The 14,743-nt window shown below is 71.2% G+C and carries 13 protein-coding genes; 3 read left to right on the forward strand and 10 right to left on the reverse strand.

The features are described from left to right. The 6 genes from ACTWQI_RS16180 to ACTWQI_RS16205 form a co-directional block, all read right to left on the reverse strand. The coding region (locus ACTWQI_RS16180) for a peroxiredoxin (protein WP_443271051.1) at positions 1-530 on the reverse strand (530 nt) is incomplete at its 3' end. A 57-nt stretch (positions 531-587) separates the two neighbouring features. Beyond that, positions 588-1,283, reverse strand: a complete 696-nt coding sequence (locus ACTWQI_RS16185) for an aquaporin (RefSeq protein ID WP_443271053.1) — start codon at positions 1,281-1,283, stop codon at positions 588-590. Positions 1,284-1,654: 371 nt separating this feature from the next. Beyond that, positions 1,655-3,907, reverse strand: a complete 2,253-nt coding sequence (locus ACTWQI_RS16190) for a SpoIIE family protein phosphatase (protein WP_443271332.1) — start codon at positions 3,905-3,907, stop codon at positions 1,655-1,657. Between the two features lie 480 nt (positions 3,908-4,387). Continuing rightward, positions 4,388-5,065 (reverse strand): class I SAM-dependent DNA methyltransferase, encoded by a 678-nt coding sequence (locus ACTWQI_RS16195; RefSeq protein WP_443271054.1) that lies wholly within the window; start codon positions 5,063-5,065, stop codon positions 4,388-4,390. Between the two features lie 215 nt (positions 5,066-5,280). Next, positions 5,281-5,982: a cytidylyl-2-hydroxypropylphosphonate hydrolase gene (gene fomD, locus ACTWQI_RS16200; protein ID WP_443271055.1), complete on the reverse strand. Its 702-nt coding sequence runs from the start codon at positions 5,980-5,982 to the stop codon at positions 5,281-5,283. A 44-nt stretch (positions 5,983-6,026) separates the two neighbouring features. After that, positions 6,027-7,427, reverse strand: a complete 1,401-nt coding sequence (locus tag ACTWQI_RS16205; RefSeq protein WP_443271057.1) for a class II fumarate hydratase — start codon at positions 7,425-7,427, stop codon at positions 6,027-6,029. Between the two features lie 277 nt (positions 7,428-7,704). Between ACTWQI_RS16205 and ACTWQI_RS16210 the strand changes: the two genes are divergently transcribed. Then, the gene (locus ACTWQI_RS16210; RefSeq protein ID WP_443271059.1) at positions 7,705-8,826 is read left to right on the forward strand and encodes a cation diffusion facilitator family transporter; all 1,122 of its coding nucleotides are present in this window, start codon (positions 7,705-7,707) and stop codon (positions 8,824-8,826) included. A gap of 444 nt (positions 8,827-9,270) precedes the next feature. On the opposite strand, the gene ACTWQI_RS16215 is transcribed toward ACTWQI_RS16210, so the two are convergent. Further along, the gene (locus tag ACTWQI_RS16215; RefSeq protein ID WP_443271060.1) at positions 9,271-10,971 is read right to left on the reverse strand and encodes a fumarate hydratase; all 1,701 of its coding nucleotides are present in this window, start codon (positions 10,969-10,971) and stop codon (positions 9,271-9,273) included. A gap of 327 nt (positions 10,972-11,298) precedes the next feature. On the opposite strand from ACTWQI_RS16215, the gene ACTWQI_RS16220 reads away from it, so the two are divergent. Then, entirely contained in the window at positions 11,299-11,673 is a 375-nt protein-coding gene (locus ACTWQI_RS16220) for a WhiB family transcriptional regulator (RefSeq protein WP_443271062.1), read from the forward strand. A gap of 110 nt (positions 11,674-11,783) precedes the next feature. Here the strand turns inward: ACTWQI_RS16220 and glpX are convergent, their stop codons facing one another. Further along, on the reverse strand, positions 11,784-12,815 hold the full coding sequence (glpX, locus tag ACTWQI_RS16225) for a class II fructose-bisphosphatase (RefSeq protein ID WP_443271064.1): 1,032 nt from the start codon (positions 12,813-12,815) through the stop codon (positions 11,784-11,786). A gap of 223 nt (positions 12,816-13,038) precedes the next feature. Here glpX and ACTWQI_RS16230 point away from each other — a divergent pair, with 223 nt between their 5' ends. Next, complete coding sequence (locus ACTWQI_RS16230) at positions 13,039-13,554, forward strand: DUF4245 domain-containing protein (protein WP_443271333.1); 516 nt, start codon at positions 13,039-13,041, stop codon at positions 13,552-13,554. A 52-nt stretch (positions 13,555-13,606) separates the two neighbouring features. On the opposite strand, the gene ACTWQI_RS16235 is transcribed toward ACTWQI_RS16230, so the two are convergent. Together ACTWQI_RS16235 and ACTWQI_RS16240 are read right to left on the reverse strand one after the other, a co-directional pair. Then, positions 13,607-14,200: a malonic semialdehyde reductase gene (locus ACTWQI_RS16235; RefSeq protein ID WP_443271065.1), complete on the reverse strand. Its 594-nt coding sequence runs from the start codon at positions 14,198-14,200 to the stop codon at positions 13,607-13,609. A gap of 208 nt (positions 14,201-14,408) precedes the next feature. Continuing rightward, entirely contained in the window at positions 14,409-14,705 is a 297-nt protein-coding gene (locus ACTWQI_RS16240) for an exodeoxyribonuclease VII small subunit (RefSeq protein ID WP_443271066.1), read from the reverse strand. Positions 14,706-14,743: the final 38 nt, after the last annotated feature.

Here is a 14,743-nt window from a genome sequence, read left to right on the forward strand (position 1 = left end):
GGGTCGAGGGTGGCCTCGCCCTTCTTCCAGTTGCACGGGCACAGCTCGTCGGTCTGGAGCGCGTCGAGCACCCGCAGCACCTCATGCGGGTTGCGGCCGACCGAACCGGCGGTCACCATCACGAACTGGATCTCGTTGTCGGGGTCGACGATGAAGGTCGCGCGCTGCGCCACGCCGTCCTCGCCGAGCACGCCGCAGGCGCCGGCCAGCTCCCGACGGAGGTCCGAGAGCATGGGGAAGGACAGATCGCGCAGCTCGGAGTGTTGCTCCCGCCAGGCCAGATGGACGAACTCGGAGTCGACCGAGACGCCGAGCACCTGCGCGTCACGGTCGGCGAAGTCCTCGTTGAGGCGGCCGAACGCGGCGATCTCGGTCGGACAGACGAAGGTGAAGTCCTTCGGCCAGAAGAAGATCACACGCCATTGGCCGACGTGCGTCGCGGGAGTGATCTGGGTGAACGCCTTCTCCGGGTCGCGGGAGACGACTGCGGTGAGGTCGTACGACGGAAAGTGATCGCCGACAGTGAGCACGGAACCTCCTGGGAAGAACCCGGGCCGCGGGCCCGAGGGGGGTTGGGTTGCGCGCGCCTAGCCGGCACGCAGGGCGGATTCCCCGGCGGCCGGGTCCGCCGCTCCCTCCGGGAGCGGTTCGGTGCCACGGTCGTCGGGGTTGAGAGCGAGGAACGCGGCTGCCGCGATGGCGGCGCCGGCGAGCTCGGCGAGCAGGTGGACCCAGATGGCCGACCATGAGAACAGGCCCATCAGCGCGCCTGCGAACGCCACGGCGGGATTGAACGCCCCACCCGAGATCCCACCGACCGCCGTCGCTCCGGCCATGACGGTGAAGCCGATCGCCAGCCCGTAGAAGGAGTTGTCCGGGTGGCTCTTGCTGGTGGCCACGTTGAGCACCACATAGGCCAGGGCGAGAGTGAAGAGCAGCTCCGACAGCAGTGCCGCGCCGAGCTCCTGCCCGGAGAAGGACAGCGCTGTGATCTTGCCCGGATCAATGATCCACCGGACGCCCAGTGCGCCGAGCGCCCCGCCCAGCAGCTGTGCGCCAAGGTAGCCCGCCGCGTCCCCCGCGGTGATCCGGCCGCGGATGAACACCGCCAGCGTGACGGCCGGGTTGTAGTGGGCACCGGATATATGACCGCCCGCATAGACCATCACCATGAGGACCCCGCCGATGGCGAGAGGTGCCAGCGGCGCCTGCCCCAGCACCGTGGTGCCGATGGTCAGGACGAGGAAGAACGTACCGATGAGCTCGCACAGCCGTTGTCGCATGATGTCTCCTGGGTCGTGGGGAGCCGACGGCACGATCCGACGGCGGCAGTACAGGGACAGCTGCCAGCCGGAATGGCCATGGCCCGCGCACACCGAACCACGGGTGTCGACCAGGTCATTCCGTCATGTGCTCGTCAATAGTTGCCGGGCCTGACACCGAGCCAAAGGGCCCCAGCCCTTACGAAACCCTGACGGAGAAGACAGCGGCACAACGAGGCCCCGTTGTGCGCGACGTCCTGCGCACCAACGGGGCCATGAGTGAAGGGCGGTTCAGCCGCCGCCCACCTCCTGGGAGACTCGGTCGCCGAGCCGGTCGCCCCTTCTCCTCCCGGGGAAGTGCCGTCAGCGGGCGCCACCCGGGACGCGGGGAACTACCTCTGGGTGGAGGCCGCAGGGGGGACCAGCTCGAACCACACCACCTTGCCCGTGCTCAGCCGGGTCGCCCCCCAACGCCGCGTCAGTTTGTTGACCAGGTACAGCCCGCGCCCACCCTCGTCCGACGGCCGCGCCTGCCGCAGCCTGGGCAGCTGCGGCACATCGTCCCCCACCTCGCAGCGGAGCACGTCCGTACGGAGCAGCCGTAGCGTGATCGGGCGCTCGGCGTACCGGACCGCGTTCGTCACCACCTCGCTGATCAGCAGCTCGACCGAGTCGGTCAACTCCTCCAGATCCCAGCGGGCCAGCGCCCGCCGCGCCAGCCGGCGGGCCTTCCCCGGCGCCTGCTCATGGGGGTCGAGGAACCAGTACGCGACATCGCTCGGCGCGATCCCGTCGAAGCGGGCGGCGAGCAGCGCGATGTCGTCGTCCCGGTCGCCCGGGCCGACGATGTCGAGCACCTCGTCGCACAGCGGCTCCAGCGGCGGCGGGTGGTCCAGGCCGGTCAGCCGGGCCGTCGCCACCAGCTTCTCCCGCAGCTGCTCTATGCCGGTCCAGACGTCGCGCAGCCGGGACTCGACAAGACCGTCGGTGTAGAGGAGCAGCGTGGCCCCGGCCGGGGCGTCCAGCTCCACGGCCTCGAAGTCGACCCCGCCGACGCCGATCGGTGCGCCCGGCGGCACCCGCAGCACCTCGGCCCGCCCGCCCAGGTGCAGCAGTACGGGCGGCGGGTGGCCCGCGTTGGCCACCACGATCCGGTGCGCCACCGGGTCGTACACCGCGTACAGGCAGGTGGCCATCCGGTCGCTGCCGAGCCGCTGGGCCTGCTCGTCCAGGTGGTGCAGCACCTCCTGCGGCGGCAGGTCGAGCCCGGCGAGGGTCTGGGCCGTGGTGCGCAGCTGGCCCATGATCGCGGCAGAGGTCATCGAGTGACCCATGACGTCCCCGACCACCAGCGCGACGCGGCTTCCCGGGAGCGGGATCGCGTCGTACCAGTCGCCGCCGACCCGGGCGGTCTCGGCGGCCGGCAAGTAGCGGCTGGCCAGCCGTACGCCCGTGGGCTGCGGCAGGGTCTCCGGGAGCATGGTGCGCTGCAGCGCGTCGGCGATGTACGCCTCGCGGCCGTACAGCACCGCCTTGTCGACGCCCAGCGCGGTGTGCGTGGCGAGTTGGGCCGCGACGAGGAGGTCGTCGGTCTCGAAGGCCGGCCGGTCCACGCCGCGGAAGAAGACCGCTGCGCCGATCACCCGGCGGCGGCCGCGCAGCGGGGCGAGGACCGCCCGCTGTCCGCCCGGCACCGCATGCGTCTGACCCAGCAGCTCCGGGAGCGCCGCCCGGGCGGCCGCGGAGTCGCCGAACACCGGCCGTACGCCCCGCAGTACCTCCGCGAGCGGACCGCCCGGCCGCACCTCGGCCAGCTCGGCGGCCTGCGCGAGGTCGGGCTGCAGATGCAGCATCGGAATGCGGCCGCCGCTGCCCGTCTCGGAGTCCGGCTCTTCGGGGATCCGGTCGGTGCGGCGCAGCCGCAGGACGACCGGGCCGACGGGCCGCTCGTCACCGACGGGCAGCGGGTCGCGGAGGTAGACGAGGATGACGTCGGCGAAGGTGGGGACGGTGGCCCGGCAGAGCCCGAGCACGATCTCGTCGAGGTCGATCCCGCGCGCGATCCGCCGCGTGGCGGCCCCCACGAACCGCAGCCGGTCCCCGTCCCGGGAGGCCGCCGCGGCCTCCGCCCCGCGGGTCTCGCCGAGCGGATCGGAGCCGTCGCCGCCGGCGACGGACTCCCGCAGCGCGTCGGGTGCGGTCCGCTGATGCCCGATCGACGGCGTCCCGCCGTGCTCGGCGCCCGCGCCGGAGGAGCCGCCCGGCGAGCGTGAGCGCCTGGCCGCTCCGGTGGCGGCGTTGCGGTCCGAGGTCCGTGGTTCGTCGTGCGCCTCGCGGCGCTTCGGCCCGCTGCCGGAGCCCTCTCGCTGGCCGGGTGGAGCGCCTACGGCGCCGGCGTTCGCTCCTGGCTCGGCGTCTCCCACAGCTGCCTCTCCCTGGCGGCGACGCGGGGTGCGAGTCCTCCCGTCGCAGGCAGGGGAAGTGCGCCCCCCGCCGTCGTTGCGCCCGTCAGTACCTCCGGCACGGCCCTCGTGTCCTTCGGCTCGCGAGGGGGTGTCGGGCTCCGGCTCGTCCGGGTGCGGCGCACCCGACGCGGGGTCGGCGGGGGACGCCGAGGCGGCGGGGCGGCCGCGGTGGTCGGCCACGGCCGCACCGGTGCCGTGCTCCGGGCCCGAGCCGCGGGCGTCGCCCTTGGGCCGAGGCCGCCGGGGCGCGGCGCGGCTCTCCGGCTGAACGGGGTGTGGTGCCCCCGCCGGGGCATCGGCCGGGGCATCGGCCGGGGCCTCGGTCGCCGCGCCGGCCCGGTTGCGCCCGTCGGCCGCCGCGGTCGCGGCGGAGATGCCATCGGCCATCGACCGGGGCCGTCCGGCTGCCCCGTCGTGTTCCACGGGCCGTCGGCCCGATCGGGGCCGGCCCGTGGGGTCCTGGCCGGGCGAGGCGGGCGCGGCCTGCTGGATCGCATGGCGCGGATCCTGCGCGGCGCCGTGCGTGTCTTCGCGGGCCCGCTTGGGCTGAGCCGCTGCGGGCGCGGCAGAAGAGGCGGCCTGCCGGCCGCCGTGTGAGGTCGGGTACTCCGTCACGCGTAGGGTTCCATCCGTCCGGGGCTGCGCGCCGGGGGCGCGGGGTCAGGCGCCTCGTCGGCAGTTGAGGAAGAGCTGGATCTCGGGTGGCACATCCGTACTGGCCGGGGCGTACGCGTACGAGTCCTCCCCGGTGACCTCGAAGCCCGCATCGCTCACGACCTGGCGCAGTTCGTCCCGCAGGTAGCCCGATACCCGGATCGTGCTGCCCAGGAACGGAATCGCGAAGTCGTCGACGTCCGCTTCGACCATCGACAGCGCGAGCAGCCCGTCAGGGCGCAGCAGTCCGTGCAGCGTGCGCAAAGCGTGCGGGATCTCCGCGCGCGGCAGCATCAGCAGCGAGAAGAAGGCCACCACACCGTCGAACCGGCCCAGTCCTTCCGGCCCTTCGACGGCCAGATCCGCGAGGTCCCGCTGGATGAACTCCGCACCCGGCACCCGGTCGCGGGCCAGTTTGACCATCCCGGGCGAGAAGTCGACACCGACGACTTGGTGCCCGTCCTCGACGAGCTGTGCCGCGGTCGGCATCCCCGTACCACAGCCGACGTCGAGGATGCGCGAGCCCGCGGGGAGCGACTGCGACAGCCAGCGGCCGATGGCGAGCTGCCCTTCCTTGTGCGGGAACGCCTCGTCGTAACGCTCGCCGATCGCGTCGAACGCCTCGGCCTGCCCGGTCCGGTCGATCTGTAAGCGGTCGTACCCGTCGTAGCCTTCTCCGCTCAAGACTCCAACCCTCCAGCCCTCCAGTGACGGTGACCTGCAGTCAACCGTGCCAGTGTGAGGTAACTCTGCCTAATCGTTCGGGAGTTGTGCCTACTTTCGCAGTGTGTTGTGGTCCGGAGGACGATCCTACGTTTGGTGTACAGGTCCACATCAAGGGTCCTCTGCCCACGAATCCTGCACCCACGCCTCACCTGGCTCCGCCGCCGGGCCGGAGCTCAGGATGCCAGTGGGGCGGCCGGTGCGGTGTCCCAATCCGGGGGCAGCCCGGGAATCGGCCATGCGGGGTCGGGCCGCCAGCCCTCCCAGCCGTCGCGGAAGGGCGCGCCCCAGGCCTCGATGAGTTCCACGGCGGCCCGCCCCGCGGCCCGGACGGACTCGGCCTGAGGGGCACTCATCAGCCCGGCGCGCTGTGCCTGGCCGAACTCGTCCTCGTCCTTCCACTCCCAGCTGCGGTCCGGATGCACCGCGATGTCCAGGAAGTGGTCCTCGGAGTCCACCCCGCGCGCCCAGCGGTGCCGCGGCTCCTCCAGGTTCACGTACCAGTTCTTGAACCGCCAGCCCGGTTCCCAGAACAGCCAGACCGACCAGGGGTCGCCGGGCCTGGCCAGCTTCAGCACACCGGTGCCGAACCAGCGCGAGAGGGTGACGGAGCGCGGCTTGGTGTAGCGGGTGGCCAGCGGCTCGCGGTGCACCGGAGTCCCGTCGCTCAGCACCGGTTTGACGCACAGTGTGCCGGGCGCCATCCACACCGCGAGCAGCTCCGGCGAGTCCTGGACGACGGTGACCGGGCGGCAGATGTGGAAGCGGTCGGTCGCATTGCCCCGATAGCGCCAGAGGATGTGCTCCCCCGGAGCCCAGCCGCCTTCTGCGCGGTCGCCTTCACCGCCTGCCCGAGTGCTCGTCGTCTCCGCTGTCATGAGCAGATCTTAGGGGCGAGCACCGCGCTCCGCTGTGGCCTGGACTACGGGCGCGTCATACGGAGGACGTCCAGCGCCTCGTCCAGTTGCTCGAGCGTGAGATCGCCCCGCTCCACGTAGCCCGACTCGAGGACCACCTCGCGGATCGTCTTCCGCTCGGCCAGCGACTTCTTGGCGACCTTCGCCGCCTCCTCGTAGCCGAGGTACTTGTTGAGCGGGGTGACGACGGACGGCGAGGACTCGGCGTACTGCCGCGCCCGGTCCGCGTTGGCCGTGATGCCGTCGACCGTACGGTCTGCCAGCAGGCGGGAGGCGGCCGCGACCAGCCTGATCGACTCCAGCAGGTTCTTGCCCATCACCGGCAGCATCACATTGAGTTCGAAGTTGCCGCTCGCGCCCGCCGTGGTGACCGTCACATCGTTGCCGATGACCTGGGCGGCGACCATCAGCACCGCTTCGGGGATCACCGGGTTCACCTTGCCCGGCATGATCGAGGAACCCGGCTGGAGGTCGGGGAGATTGATCTCGGCGAGGCCGGTGCGCGGGCCCGAGGCCATCCAGCGCAGATCGTTCGAGATCTTGGTGAGGCCGACCGCGATGGTCCTGAGCTGGCCCGAGGTCTCCACCACCGCGTCCCGGGCGCCCTGCGCCTCGAAGTGGTTGCGGGCTTCGGTCAGCGGCAGCCCGGTGCTGCGGGCCAGTTCGGCGATGACCGCGGCCGGGAAGCCGGGCGGGGTGTTGATGCCGGTCCCCACGGCCGTGCCACCGAGGGGGAGTTCGGCGAGCCGGGGGAGAGCGGCCCGCAGGCGCTCGACGCCGTACCGGATCTGCGCCGCATAGCCGCCAAACTCCTGACCCAGCGTCACCGGGGTGGCGTCCATCAGATGCGTCCGGCCGGACTTGACGACCTCGGCGAACTCGGCGGATTTGCGCTCGAGAGCGGTCGCCAGATGCTCGAGTGCGGGGATCAGATCACGGATCACGGCCGACGTCGCGGCGATGTGGATCGAGGAGGGGAAGACGTCGTTCGACGACTGACTGGCGTTCACATGGTCGTTCGGATGGACGGGAGTGCCGAGCCGCTCGCTCGCCAGCGTCGCCACGACCTCGTTCGTGTTCATGTTGGACGACGTGCCGGAACCCGTCTGGAAGACATCCACCGGGAAGTGGTCGTCCCAGCGGCCTTCGGCGACCTCGGCCGCGGCCTCCTGGATCGCGGCCGCCATGGCCTCCTCGAGCACTCCCAGCCGGGCGTTGACCTTAGCCGCCGCTGCCTTGATACGGGCCAGCGCCTCGATGTGGGTCCGCTCCAGACGCTGCCCGGAGATGGGGAAGTTCTGCACCGCCCGCTGGGTCTGCGCCCGCCACTTCGCATGCGCCGGGACCCGGACCTCGCCCATCGAGTCGCGCTCGATCCGGTAGCTCTCGCTGCCTTCGTCGGTCATCGTCAGGTACCTCCTGGGGTCTACAGCATGTGCCCGGTTCGCGGTGTTCCCGTCCGCCTTACTTGGCGGTACATACCGCGAGCAACGACCGAAGAACCGGGGCGGCGCAGGCACGCGGCTTCCGTGTCCTGCCTGACCCGGCTGTCGCGTCGGGGTGGCGCGGGCATGTTGTGCGGGCCGTCCGTACGGCGCAGGCGGGTCGTAAGGCTGAGCCGCACCTGCGGCGAGTGCGCAGGTGAGAGGTGAAAGCCGGAGCGTAACCGTTCATAATCGCGCTGTGAGCGAGCCCAACAGGACCCATCCCTCCCACGGCTACGGACAGCGCGACGACCAGTACGGCCACGAGCACGGCCATTCATGCGCCCGTCACGAGCACACCCCCGGGCACGAGCAGGCCCATGACGGTCCCGGCCGGTGGTCCCGGCTGTGGCACCGAGCAGCCCATCTGATCACCCCGCACCGCCACGAGGCCGTGGACAAGATCGACTCCGCCCTGGAAACCTCAGCAGCGGGCATGCGGACGCTGTGGATCTCTCTCGGAGTGCTGGCCGTGACCGCAACGTTTCAGGCGGTGGTGGTGGTCCTGTCAGGGTCGGTCGCGCTGCTGGGCGACACCGTCCACAACGCCGCCGACGCGCTGACCGCCGTGCCACTCGGCGTCGCGTTCATCCTGGGCAGGCGCGCCGCCACCCGCCGCTTCACCTACGGATACGGCAGAGCGGAGGACCTGGCCGGGATCGCCATCGTGGCGACCATCGCGGCATCTGCGGCGCTGGCCGGGTGGGCGGCGGTCGACCGGCTGCTCGACCCGCAGCGGATCTCGCACCTGCCGGCGGTCGCCGCGGCGGCACTCGTCGGCTTCGTCGGCAACGAGTGGGTCGCCCGCTACCGGATCCGGACCGGCCGCCGGATCGGCTCTGCCGCACTCGTCGCCGACGGGCTGCACGCCCGAACGGACGGCTTCACCTCACTCGCCGTCCTGCTCGGGGCAGGCGGGGCGGCGCTCGGCTGGCGACTGGCGGACCCGATCGTCGGCCTGCTCATCACCGCCGCCATCGCCCTGGTGCTGAAGGACGCGGCGCGGGAGGTCTTCCGCCGCCTGATGGACGCGGTCGACCCCGCGCTGGTCGACGCGGCCGCGGCCGCGCTCCGCGAGGTGACCGGCGTAACGGAGGTCGGCGAGCTGCGGATGCGGTGGATCGGTCACCGGCTGCGCGCCGAGGTGGCGATCGTCGTCGACGGCGACCTGAGCATAAGGGCCGCCCACCAGGTCGCCGTGGAGGCCGAGCACGCTCTGCTGCACGCCGTGCCGCGGCTGACCGCTGCCCTGGTGCACGCGGACCCGCCCGCCGTGACCGGCGAGCCGGACCCCCACGCCCGCTTGGCGCACCACGCGTAGCGCCTCCGGGGGGTTGCCCACCAGTGGCTCGGGCTGGTGGTCACCGCCGGTCCGCGCCGTGGGGCCTCTCGCCGTTGCGGCGGAAAGATCTCCCGCCGCTGCGGCGGGAAGAGTTCTCCGCGGCAGCGGCGAGTAACCGCGGGAGTGCTGTCCGGCGGTGCCGATCAAACTGGAGCCCCCAAGCGCGCCTGGCGCACCGGCCGAAGCCTCTGGCGGGGGTTCGCCGACCAGTGGCTCGGGCTGGTGGTCACCGCCGGTCCGCGCCGTGGGGCCTCTCGCCGTTGCGGCAGGAGGAATCCCCGGCCGTCTCGGCAGGAAGAATCTGCCGCCTTGGGCGGGGAGCGTGTTCCGCACCGGGCCGTTGGGCCCAGGGGACTACCTCTGGGTGCCCCCGGGGCGCCCCAACCGCAGCCCGGTGCGAAGTCGTCGCCCGGACGTCCCGGCTCAGTTGCCCGGCCGGACCGGGATGGTCCGGACGAACGGCTGGGCGGGGGACGGATCTTGGAAGAAGTCGTTGCCCTTGTCGTCGACCACGATGAAGGCCGGGAAGTCCTCGACCTCGATCTTCCAGACCGCCTCCATGCCCAGCTCCTCGTACTCCAGCACCTCCACCTTCTTGATGCAGTCCTGGGCGAGGCGCGCGGCCGGGCCGCCGATCGAGCCGAGGTAGAAGCCGCCGTGCGCGGCACAGGCGTTGGTGACCTGCTGGGAGCGGTTGCCCTTGGCGAGCATGATCTTCGAGCCGCCCACCGCCTGGAACTGCTCGACGTACGCGTCCATCCGGCCCGCAGTCGTCGGGCCGAACGAGCCGGAGGCGTAGCCCTCGGGCGTCTTGGCCGGGCCCGCGTAGTACACCGGGTGGTTCTTCAAGTACTCCGGCATCTCCTCGCCCGCGTCCAGCCGCTCCTTGATCTTCGCGTGCGCGATGTCCCGGGCGACGACCAGCGTGCCGGTCAGCGACAGCCGGGTCTTGACCGGGTGCTTCGTCAGCTCCGCCAGGATGTCGTCCATCGGCTGGTTGAGGTCGATGCGCACCGCGTCCAGATCGGCGCCGGCGCCCTCGGTCAGCTGCTCGTCCGTGGTCTCCGGCAGGTACTTCGCCGGGTCGGTCTCCAACTGCTCCAGGAAGACGCCCTCGGCCGTGATCTTCGCGACCGCCTGGCGGTCGGCGGAGCAGGAGACGGCGATGGCGACCGGGCAGGACGCGCCGTGTCGCGGCAGCCGCACCACGCGCACGTCGTGGCAGAAGTACTTGCCGCCGAACTGCGCACCGATGCCGATCCGCTGCGTCAGCTCGAAGACCTTCTCCTCCAGCTCCTTGTCACGGAAGCCGTGGCCGGTCGGGGAGCCCTCGCCCGGCAGCGCGTCGAGGTAGTGCGCCGAGGCGTACTTCGCGGTCTTGAGCGCGTACTCGGCGGACGTGCCGCCCACGACGATCGCCAGGTGGTACGGCGGGCAGGCGGCCGTGCCCAGCGAACGGATCTTCTCCTCCAGGAACTTCATCATGGAGGCCTCGTTCAGAACGGCCTTCGTCTCCTGGTAGAGGAAGGACTTGTTGGCCGAGCCGCCGCCCTTGGCCATGAAGAGGAACTTGTACGCGCCGCCGTCGGTCGCGTACAGCTCGATCTGCGCGGGCAGGTTCGAGCCGGTGTTCTTCTCGTCCCACATGGTCAGCGGGGCCATCTGCGAGTAGCGCAGGTTCAGCTCGGTGTACGCGTCGTAGATGCCGCGCGAGAGCGCCTCCTCGTCACCGCCCGACGTCAGGACGTTCTGGCCGCGCTTGCCCATCACGATCGCGGTGCCGGTGTCCTGGCACATGGGGAGGACGCCCGCGGCCGCGATGTTCGCGTTCTTCAGCAGGTCGAGGGCGACGAAGCGGTCGTTGGGGGAGGCTTCGAGGTCGTCCAGGATGCGCCGCAACTGGGCGAGGTGGGCGGGCCGCAGGTAGTGCGAGATGTCGTGCATCGCCTCGGCTGCCAGCTTGCGCAGCGCCTCCGGCTCGACCTTGAGGAACGTGCGTCCGTCGGCCTCGAAGGTGCTCACGCCCTCGGAGGTCACCAGGCGGTACGGCGTGGTGTCCTCGCCCAGGGGCAGGAGATCCGTGTAGGCGAACTCCGGATGGTTCGGGCGGGGGGCAGGGGACATGGGGGCCATTCCTCACTCGGCAGACGACTGGCGACCGGCATCGTCGACGGCGCGGCACAAGCGTAGAACGCGGTCGGGGCACGTCGGCTGTGAGGTAAGGCTCAGTAGCCGCCCGCCGGGGCCGAGGGACGGGGGCCGCCCCGGACCGGCTCCACGGCCGTGATCGCGCGTAAGTCGCGAGCAAACTGCCACGGTATGCATAGGCGCACGCACAGCGGGTAGGGCTGCTGCATCGTCTTCTCGTACGGCATGAGGGTGGCAACGGCCGTGTGCAGGGGAGACGGGCAAGGGTGACTCTTTCGCGAATGCCGTCGTCAGGAGTAGACCGTGCTGCAACCGCCGCATCAGCCCCTGCAGGCCGCCGCCGTGCCTCCGCAGCGCACTCCCGCTCGGGATCAGGAGGGCCCCTGGCACGCGGAGGCGGTGTGCCGCCGCGACGAAGCGGGACTGTTCTTCGCACCTTCGAAGGAGCCGACAGCCGCGCGGCTGTCCCGTGAGGAGGCCGCCAAGCGGGTCTGCTCCCGGTGCCCGGTCATGGTCGAGTGCAGGGAGCACGCGCTGATGCAGCCTGAGCCGTACGGCGTATGGGGCGGGCTGACGGCGGCCGAGCGCCGGGTCGTGCTGGCCCGCCGTCGGCGCCGGGAAGTTGAGCTGCAGAAGGCGGCCCGCTCGGCCGTCACGCAGATCGCTGCGGCGGGATGAGACGCACGTCCGGGGGCGCCCCTGCTCGGGAGCGCCCCCGGACGGTTCGTATTGCCTGGCCGTAGGAATTCCGGCTGCGGGATCCGGCCCCTCGGCTCAGCGCGCGCGGCTCAGCGTGCGCGGTCGAAGTCGATGGCGCTGTAGGCGCGGAGCTTCGACAGCCGGTGTGTGGAGTCGATCTGCCGGATGGTGCCGGACTTGGAGCGCATCACCAGCGACTGGGTGGTGGCCGTCTCCGCGCGGTACCGCACCCCGCGCAGCAGCTCGCCGTCGGTGATCCCGGTGGCGACGAAGAACACGTTCTCGCCGCTGACCAGGTCGTCGGTGCTCAGGACGCGGTCGAGATCGTGACCCGCGTCGAGTGCGCGCTGCTTCTCCTCGTCGTCCTTGGGCCACAACTTGCCCTGGATCGTGCCGCCGAGGCACTTGATCGCACAGGCCGCGATGATGCCCTCGGGCGTCCCGCCGACGCCCATCAGCAGGTCGACGCCAGTGCCCTCCCGTACGGCCATGATCGCGCCCGCGACATCGCCGTCCGAGATGAACTTGATCCGGGCCCCGGTTTCGCGGATCTCCCGGACCAGCGAGTCGTGGCGCGGCCGGTCCAGGATGACGACCGTCACGTCCTCCGGCGCGCTGTGCTTGGCCTTGGCGACCCTGCGGATGTTGACCGACGGCGGGGCGGTGATGTCGACGAAGTCGGCGGCCTCGGGGCCGGTGACCAGCTTGTCCATGTAGAACACGGCGGACGGGTCGAACATGGTGCCGCGGTCGGCCACCGCGAGGACCGACACGGCGTTGCCCATGCCCTTGGCGGTGAGCGTGGTCCCGTCGACCGGGTCCACGGCGACGTCGCACTCCGCACCGGTGCCGTCGCCCACCCGCTCGCCGTTGAACAGCATCGGCGCCTCGTCCTTCTCGCCCTCGCCGATGACGACGACGCCGTTCATCGAGACGGTGTGGACGAGGGTGCGCATGGCCTTCACGGCCGCGCCGTCGGCACCGTTCTTGTCACCGCGGCCGACCCACCGGCCGGCCGCCATCGCGGCGGCCTCGGTGACCCGTACGAGCTCCAGGGCGAGGTTGCGGTCTGGTGCCTCCGGGCTCACCTCGAGCTGGGACGGCAGATGATTTTCGGTCATCGGAGCGCACCTTTCTGTACGACGACGGCCGGAACGAGGGTGACCATGCCGGGGGTGTGGGGGTGTCCCCCCACAAAGCACAGTATCGGCTCGCCGCGAATGTGAGCAGTGCGCCCCACGCATGAGCGCCGCCGCAGCGCGGCCAAGCGCCGTGGCCCCCGGGTGGTGCGGGGGTGCCCGAATCGCCGGGTCGGCGATGGGAGACCATAGGGGCGTGGCAGGTATGCGCGGTAACCAGACGGTGCGGGACATGGTGCTGTCGATGGCAGTGATCGGCGTCGTCGTGGCAGGCATCTACTTCTTCGTGCCGCACGACGACTCGCTCGACCCGGTCAAGCCGGTCGACTACACGGTGGAGCTGGATACGGCCCGCCGCGCCGCGCCGTATCCGCTGGCCGCTCCCGAGGGCCTGCCCAGCACGTGGCGGGCGACTTCGGTGTCGTACAAGGGCGACTCCCCGGACGGGGCGGCCTGGCATCTGGGCTTTCTGGACCCGCGGGACGAGTACGTGGCTGTGGAGCAGAGCGACGGCACGCCGTCGAAGTTCGTCACGAGAGTGAGCCACGGAGCGGAGAAGACGGGCGGCACGCAGCGGGTCGGCGACGAGACCTGGGACCGCTACGAGGGCCCGAAGTACGACGCGCTGGTCCGGGAGGAGCGTGGCGTGACCACGGTCGTCACGGGCACGGCTGCCTACCCGCAGCTGGCGAAGATGGCCGCCGCGCTCACCACCTCGTAGGAGGCGGAAGCGGGGCGGCCATCGGGCGGACCCCCAGGCCCGGGGCCATACGTCAGATCGTCGTGACGACCTCGTCGTACTCCAGGCGCGGGCTCCTCGGGAACCATGCGTTCTCGCCGGGCTTGCCGATGTTCACCACGGCCAGCGCCGAGTGGTCTCCGTCGGGGAAGAACTCCTTGTTGATCGCATCGGCGTTGAAACCGGTCATCGGGCCGGCGGCCAGACCGGCGGCGCGGACGCCGATGACGAAGTAGCCGACCTGCAGTGCGGCGTTGAAGGATCCGGCCTGCTCGCGGACCGGACGCTCGCTGAAGAACATGTCCTTGGCCTGCGGGAAGTGCGGGAAGAGCCGGGGCAGCTCCTCGTGGAACTCGTGGTCCGTGGCGAGGATCGCGACCAGGGGAGCGGCGGCCGTCTTCTGCTGGTTGCCTTCTGCCATGTGCTGGACCAGGCGCTCGCGTGCCTCGGGGGAGCGGACCAGGACGATGCGCAGCGGCGACTGGTTGAACGCGGTGGGCGCGTACTTCACCAGGTCGTAGATCGCCTGCAGCTGTTCGTCCGTCACCGGCTCGTCGGTGAAGGTGTTGGCGGTCCGGGCCTCGCGGAACAGCAGGTCCTGGGCGGCGGCGTCGAGGGCGAGAGTCATGCGGGGAACCCTTCCTGAGGTCACCTCCCTGGGGGCACCTCCTTGGGGGCACCTCCCAGCGGTAGCTGAGGGAGGTAGCTGGGGGAGGTAGCCGGGGGAGGACGGCTTGTGACGCCAAGGAGAACCCGCCAGATTTGGTTTCTATTTCAACCAACCTCGGGATGTGACCCACTTCACAGGAGTCGTCACTCGGTGGCGTGGGATCCCCTCAGTCCGGTGCGCCGCCCTCGTCGCCCGCTGCGTCTCCCTCGGCGCCTTCATCCACGGTCTCGGCCCGGGCATCGCCCTCTCCCGACTCCGCCAGCGCTGCGTCCAGCCGGGCCCGCGCCCCCTCCAGCCACCGACGGCAGACCTTCGCCAGCTCCTCGCCCCGCTCCCACAGCGCGAGGGATTCCTCGAGCGTCGTGCCGCCCGCCTCCAGCCGCCGCACGACCTCGATCAGCTCGTCACGCGCCTGCTCGTACCCGAGCGTCGAGTCGGTGGACGGCTCGTCCGTAGTGGTCATGAGTCCAGCCTAGAGGTGAGCGGTGACACGACCGGGCC

The sequence above is a fragment of the Streptomyces sp. KR80 genome, from assembly GCF_052245555.1.
GTDB lineage: Bacteria > Actinomycetota > Actinomycetes > Streptomycetales > Streptomycetaceae > Streptomyces.

What these genes read in the sequence shown, in the direction of transcription:
- ACTWQI_RS16240 (WP_443271066.1), bottom strand. Translation starts at nt 14,705, where the DNA reads ATGACCACTACGGACGAGCCGTCCACCGACTCGACGCTCGGGTACGAG.
- ACTWQI_RS16235 (WP_443271065.1), bottom strand. Translation starts at nt 14,200, where the DNA reads ATGACTCTCGCCCTCGACGCCGCCGCCCAGGACCTGCTGTTCCGCGAG.
- ACTWQI_RS16205 (WP_443271057.1), bottom strand. Translation starts at nt 7,427, where the DNA reads ATGACCGACGAAGGCAGCGAGAGCTACCGGATCGAGCGCGACTCGATG.
- ACTWQI_RS16215 (WP_443271060.1), bottom strand. Translation starts at nt 10,971, where the DNA reads ATGTCCCCTGCCCCCCGCCCGAACCATCCGGAGTTCGCCTACACGGAT.
- ACTWQI_RS16185 (WP_443271053.1), bottom strand. Translation starts at nt 1,283, where the DNA reads ATGCGACAACGGCTGTGCGAGCTCATCGGTACGTTCTTCCTCGTCCTG.
- glpX (WP_443271064.1), bottom strand. Translation starts at nt 12,815, where the DNA reads ATGACCGAAAATCATCTGCCGTCCCAGCTCGAGGTGAGCCCGGAGGCA.
- fomD (WP_443271055.1), bottom strand. Translation starts at nt 5,982, where the DNA reads ATGACAGCGGAGACGACGAGCACTCGGGCAGGCGGTGAAGGCGACCGC.
- ACTWQI_RS16230 (WP_443271333.1), top strand. Translation starts at nt 13,039, where the DNA reads ATGCGCGGTAACCAGACGGTGCGGGACATGGTGCTGTCGATGGCAGTG.